This window comes from Pedobacter sp. ASV12 (assembly GCF_016429155.1).
GTDB lineage: Bacteria > Bacteroidota > Bacteroidia > Sphingobacteriales > Sphingobacteriaceae > Pedobacter.
Map to the genome: position 1 here is coordinate 22,254 of NZ_JAELUC010000051.1, position 6,756 is coordinate 29,009.

Sequence of the window (6,756 nt, forward strand, 5' to 3'; positions counted from 1 at the left end):
GAAGAACAATGAAAAAAAGATATTTCAAAAGTACAATTGCAATAGTTGCAATGATGCTGGTTTTTAGTGCATGCAAAAAGGACTTCTTAGAACTGACCCCAAAAGGCACAGCACTTGAAGACAATTTTTACAGGAACGAAACCGAAGTGATGCAGGGCGTAATTGCCGTTTACGACGTGATGCAATGGGGCACAACAGGTGGCTACACCATGAAAATGCCGCTGCTCAGCGCCGCATCAGACGATTGTTGGGCTGGTGGCAGTAATGCTTCCGATCAGCCAAACTGGGTAGCTTACGATAATTTCAACATGGATTCGAGGGTTGGCCCGCAAGGCGGCCTTTGGTCTAAGAACTTCACCGGAATTAACAGGGCCAACCTTATTTTGAGCAAAATCGACAAATCGACTACCCTGAGCCCGGCCTTTAAAACGAGAGTAATAGCCGAAGCGAAATTTTTAAGAGCCTATTTTTACTTCGATTTGGTAAGGTGGTTTGGCAGGGTGCCGCTCATCACCAATGTGTTGGCCACCAGCGAGCTGTATACGCAAACCCAGGCTTCGCCGGCACAAATCTATGCCCAAATTGAAAAAGACCTTAGAGAAGCCTATCCAGGCCTTCCGGCTACCATTTCGGTCGCAGAAAAAGGTAGGATATCGCAGGGCGCAGCCAAGGCTCAACTGGCCAAGGTATTGCTTTACCAAAACGACAATGCCAAGCTAGCCGAAGCCATCACGCTTTTTGAAGACGTAAACAAAATCGGCAATGTTTATGGTTATTCGTTAATGCCTAACTATGCCGACATCTTTAGTCCAGCCAATAAATTCAATTCGGAATCGATTTTGGAAATCCCGCATTCGAACAATGCTGCTTGGACCGATTGGGGTTGGATCAATGGTGGCGAAGGCAACGTAGGCACCCAATTTGTAGGTATGGACAGCTACAACGGCGACACTTATTCGAGTGGTTGGGGCTTTTGCCCTGTTACCCTGGATTTGGTTAATGCCTTGAAAACTGATCCCCGCTTTGATGCCACCATTATTGATGGCAAAGCGCTAAAAGCAGCCGGTGCCACCTACAACGCCCGTTACCAAAACACCGATTATTTCATTAAAAAATATGCGCCGTTAAAAGCCTATCGTTCGGCAAGTGGCGTGGCCGAACAAAACTGGCCGATTAACGAAATAGAAATGCGCCTGGCCGACACTTACCTGATGGAAGCTGAAGCCTTGGTTAAAGCAGGCAGCAACCCTACCCGAGCCAAAGAGTTGCTCGATGCAGTAAGAGCCAGAGTTGGCCTGGCTTCGGTACCAGCTACGCTAGACAACATCTACAATGAGCGCAGATTGGAACTGGCTACCGAAGGCCACCGCTTCTTCGATTTGGTACGCACCGGCAAGGCGGTTGCCGTATTGGGTCCGGTGGGTTTTAAAGCCAACAAGAGCGAATATTTGCCTATTCCACAAACAGAAATCGATGTGACCAAGGGCATTATCAAACAAAATCCAGGTTATAATTAATCGCTAGCAAAATGAAATCAATAAAAAACATGATAAAAACATCGCTTTGGCTAGGTTTGGCCTTGATGTTAACACTCAGTGCCTGTAAGAAAAACGACGATAACAAGCAATTGGGAACGCCGCCAACCAGCGATCAGGTACAATTTACCTTTACGCCAACGGCAGGTAATCCCAATATCATCGACTTTAAAAATGCCTCTCCGGGCTTTAAAGCCATTTGGGATTTTGGCAATGGCGCCACCGCCGAAGGCAATACGGCCCAGGCTTCCTATCCCTTAGCCGGAACCTACACGGTTAAATTAACCATTGTAACCGATGGCGGCTATGCTTCGAGCACCAAAACCATCACCATTGCGGCTACCAATCCGGCCATGCTTACCGATCCTGCCTTCACTACCCTATCGGGAGGCTTATCCAATACCAATGGCAAAACCTGGGTAATAGACCAAACCCAACAGGGACATTTGGGCGTGGGCGAAATCGGATTGCAAACTCCAAACTGGTATCAGGCAGGCCCGAACGAGAAAAATGGTACTGGTTTTTACGATGACGAAATGACCTTTAACATGAATGGGCTTAAATACACCTATGCCAATAATGGAACTACCTTTGCCAATGCTTCGAACGCACCGGGCATTGGCGGTCCGACAGGAAGCAACGATCCAACCGTAAACTATACCCCACCAACCAACATGACCTGGCTGGTAACCACCGTTAATGGCGTAAAATACATCACCATTAGCAACAATGGCTTTATTGCCTACTACTTAGGTGTATCGCAATACCAGATCTTGAGCTTAACAGATGATGAAATGTGGCTCAGGTGCTTAGACAAAGCCAATCCAGGCAACGCATGGTACCTCAAGCTCATCAGAAAAGGCTATGTGAGGCCAGTGGTGCAAAAACCACTGCAGGCCGCCAATTTGGAAGACGATTTTCAAAGCACACCAGGAATGGCATGGACAGCAGAAAACATGGACTATAACAGGGCTTACGACAACCCGGCTAAATTCCCTGTAAATACTTCGGCCAAGGTGGGCTATTACGAAAAAAGAACCGGCAACGATGGCCAATACGGCAATTTGAACATTACCTTGCCATATCGCTTCGATTTAAGTACCAAAAACAAAATCAGATTGAAGGTATTCTTCCCGGGTGGCAACGATTTTACAAAGGTAGCCCCTACCGTTTCCATCAAGCTCCAGAATTCGTTGTTGGGTGGCAATGCTTGGCAAACACAGCTCGAAGTGGTTAAAACCATTACACCTGCCCAGTATAACACCTGGGTGCAGTTGGAATTCGACTATTCGGGCTGGGCAAGCCAAACTTTATACGACAAGATCGTGGTACAGCTGGGTGGCGAAGGACATCCAAATCCAGGCATTTTCTATATCGACGACTTCGAATTTAAATAACAAAATTACTGTCTGGTCTTAAGCAAAGGGCCAGACAGTACTAATCCTACCCATTATGATGATAAAAAAAATAAAAAAGGGATATTTCCTGATGGCGCTTTCCGTCGGCTCGATCATGTCGTGCCAGTCGTGCTCGTCGGGCAAAGATGTTGAAGAAGCTATCATTATTCCGCCAAAACCCGTAACGGTTGAAGACAAGAACTGGTCTTTTGAAAGTACGCCGACCTGGGCCGACGAATTCGACTATACCGGTTTGCCGGCTACAGACAAATGGGATTACGACCTTGGCGGAAGCGGCTGGGGCAACAACGAAAAGCAGTACTATACCAACTCGATCAACAACGTAAGCGTTGGCAATGGCCTGCTCAGCATCACCGCACGCAAAGAAAACATGAATGGCATGAGCTATACTTCAACCCGTTTGGTGAGCCGGAACAAACTCGATGTGCTTTATGGCCGTTTTGAAATCAAAGCCAAGCTGCCAACCGGCAGAGGAACCTGGCCGGCTATTTGGATGCTGCCTACCGACCGTGCCTATGGCGATTGGCCTAAATCAGGCGAAATAGATATTATGGAGCATGTAGGCTACGACCAAAACAATGTGCATTTCACTACGCATACCGAAGCTTATTACTTTAAGATCAATACGCAGAAAACAAGTACCAAGATGATCCCAGATGCCAGTACAGCCTTTCACCTTTACCGTGTAGACTGGACTCCTTATGCCGTTAGGGGCTATTATGACAATGTGTTGGTATTCGAATTTGTAAACGAAGGTACCGGCTACAAGGTTTGGCCTTTCGACAAGCGCTTCCACCTGCTCATGAATTTGGCCATTGGTGGCGATTGGGGTGGCGCACAGGGCATAGACGATACCATTTTTCCGCAAAAACTGGATGTAGACTATGTGCGCTACTACAAAATGATCGATAAATAATTCTCCCCATTTAAATCATCCCAATTCATGCCCGGACTTTGCGCCGGGCATTTTTTTTTACATCGCCTCAATAGAACTGCATTTTGAAAGCATTTGAACTAAGAATTTAAGAATTAACATTTATTAACAGTTTTTAACAATTAAGCGACTTTTTTTCAGCTACTTTCGCTTAACCAAGCAAAAAAACAACCTACCAATTAACGTCTTCTTATGTCAAAAAAACTACTTCTGTTAGTTTTACTAGCGCTTTCCGTATGCCAAGCATTTGCCCAAAAAGCCAGCATTAAGGGAGCTGTTGTAGATACCATCGAAAAAAGGAAGCTTCAAAACAGCTCAATTCTACTGATCAGCAGCAAGGATTCAATTCTTGTCAAATCGGTAAGGGCCAATGCCCAGGGCGAGTTCGAATTGACCAACCTTCAGAAAGGCGATTACAGCCTGCTCATCTCTTATCCCAAAATGGCCGATTTTATACGGGATATCCGACTAACCGATAGCTCCAAATTCAACTTGGGCCCCATCCACATGGAAACCAAAACCTTTTTGCTGAACGAGGTTATTGTAAGGGCGCAAAAAGAAGCCATCAGGATGAAGGGCGACACCATTGTTTACCAAGCCGATAGTTTTGCCGTTAAGCCCAATGCCAATGTACAGGATCTTCTGCGCAGGTTGCCCGGCATCGAAGTCGACAAAAATGGCGCCATCAAGGCCGCCGGAGAAGAGGTAAACACCGTGTTGGTAGAAGGCGAAGAATTTTTTGGCGATGATCCGTTGCTGGCCACCAAATACCTGAAGGCAAGCGCCGTATCGGAGGTGCAGGTTTACGACAAGAAAAGCAAGGAGGCCGAGCTTACCGGAATAGACGATGGAAAAAAAGACAAAATCATCAACATCAAGCTGAAAGAAAATGCCAAAAACGGTTATCTCTCCACCCTTGATGCCAATAGCGACCTCGACCACTACAAAAACCTGGGTGGCATGCTCGGCGTTTACAAAGGCAAGCTCAAGGCCGCCGTTTATGGCAATACCACCAACCTTAACCAGGATTCGAAAGTTACTTCGGCCATGTCAAAGCTCAAAGGCAACGATTACGATGTTATTGAAGTAGGCGATGATGGCAGCACGATGATGATTTCTTATGGTGGCGACGACGACGACTACTTCTCTCCTACTAATGGCCTGCCCAACTACAGTGCCTATGGCGCACACTTTTCTGATAAATGGAACCAGAACAAACTGGGTCTCAAGCTCAACTATAAAAACACCGATACCAAGGTTACCGACAATAGAACCTCTAACGGTCAGCGTTTATTGCCCAATGGCACCAGCTTTTTCAGTTCGGGCACTTCGACCGAAAACAGCAATAAGGGTGGGCAATCGGTCAAAGGAAACGTAGATATTACTTTGGATTCGCTATCGACCATGAAAATCTCTTTTTCGGGCAAAACCAATTTCAACAAGAACAATTCGACCAATTACAACCAATCGCTTAATGACCAGGGCTTGTTCGTAAGCAAAAACAACCAGCAAAACAGTACCGATACCGATAGCGAGCTGTTTAACGGCAACATTAACTACACCCGCAAATCGAAGAAAAAAGGCAGAACCTTATCTGTTGACCTGCAACCCGAAACACAAAATAGCCAAGGCATCGAAAACAGCCTCAACGTAACCAATTACTACAACGACCAAGGCCAAATGAACCGAACCGAAAACCTCGACTTGTTTAAGGATAACGCCAGCAAGCAAACTTCGTTGGGTACGCGTATATCGTATACCGAACCTTTGGGCAAGAAATGGCAACTGCAAACCGCCTACAGCTTTAAAACCGTTATTTCGAGCAGCAACCGTATGGTTTACGACAATTTACAAAACAGAAAGCCCATCGATTCGCTTAGCAACAATTTCGATTTTAACAATTTCTCCAACATCGGCAAAGTGGTACTGCAGTACCGCGCACAAAAATTCTCTATTTCTGGCGGCGTTGAAGCTACCCAAACCAGCTTTGAGCTAGACGATATAGACCGCAACAACAAGTTTAACAGGAATTACCTGAACTGGGCTCCCAGAGGAAATTTCAATTATAAAATCAGCAAAAGCACCAGTCTCTCGCTCAATTACAACGGCTCTACCAGTCAGCCGAGCCTTGACCAGTTGCAGCCGATCAGGCAAATCAACAATCCTTTGTACCAGGTGGTAGGAAATCTAAACCTCAAGCCATCGTTCAATAATAGCATCGGGCTTAATTTCAATTCGTATCAGTTTAAGTCGGAACAGTTTATTTATGGTTACGTGAGCTATAATTTTACCAGAAATGCCATTGCAAGCACCCAAACGGTAGATGAGTTTAACAAAACCATCAGCAGCTATACCAACCTTAATGGCAATAACAGCATCTATGCCAGTGCCTCTTACCAAAAAGGTTTCAGCAAGTTGCATTTCCGAACCAGTTTCAGCGTCAGCTATAACAGTTCCAACTACGTGTCTATCCTCAATAACAAGCTGAACAAGAACTTTAACGGTCAGCTGAACATAAGGCCAGGCTTCAGCTACTATACTGATAAGGTTCAGGTTAATTATAATCCGTCGGTTACTTTCCTCAACAGCAATGCTTCGTTGGGCTCTATCAACAATGGCAAAAGCTATACCCACAACCACGAAATTAGCGGCACCATCCAATTGCCTTATAACACCGAGTTCAACACCAGCATTTCGTTGTCGTACAGACCGGCCAACCAATCGTTCAATACGCCGCTTAACGTAGCGCTTTGGAACTGCTATATCTCCAAAAAGATGCTGCCAACCGACTGCTGTCTCTTATACACATCTAAAAGGGGGGGGGGGGGGGGGGGGGGGGGGGGGGGGGGGGGGGGGGGGGGGGGGGGGG

At 46.2% G+C, this 6,756-nt stretch carries 4 protein-coding genes; all 4 read left to right on the forward strand.

The features are described 5' to 3' along the window. Positions 1-8 precede the first annotated feature (8 nt). Positions 9-1,517 carry a RagB/SusD family nutrient uptake outer membrane protein gene (locus JHD69_RS12785; RefSeq protein ID WP_199140733.1) on the forward strand — a complete coding sequence of 503 codons (1,509 nt, stop codon included), beginning with the start codon at positions 9-11 and terminating at the stop codon, positions 1,515-1,517. A gap of 11 nt (positions 1,518-1,528) precedes the next feature. Further along, positions 1,529-2,932: a PKD domain-containing protein gene (locus JHD69_RS12790; RefSeq protein WP_199140734.1), complete on the forward strand. Its 1,404-nt coding sequence runs from the start codon at positions 1,529-1,531 to the stop codon at positions 2,930-2,932. Positions 2,933-2,990: 58 nt separating this feature from the next. Further along, the gene (locus JHD69_RS12795) at positions 2,991-3,869 is read left to right on the forward strand and encodes a glycoside hydrolase family 16 protein (protein ID WP_199140735.1); all 879 of its coding nucleotides are present in this window, start codon (positions 2,991-2,993) and stop codon (positions 3,867-3,869) included. A 210-nt stretch (positions 3,870-4,079) separates the two neighbouring features. Beyond that, positions 4,080-6,756 (forward strand): outer membrane beta-barrel protein (locus tag JHD69_RS12800; RefSeq protein ID WP_199140736.1); only part of this gene is annotated, 2,677 nt, incomplete at its 3' end.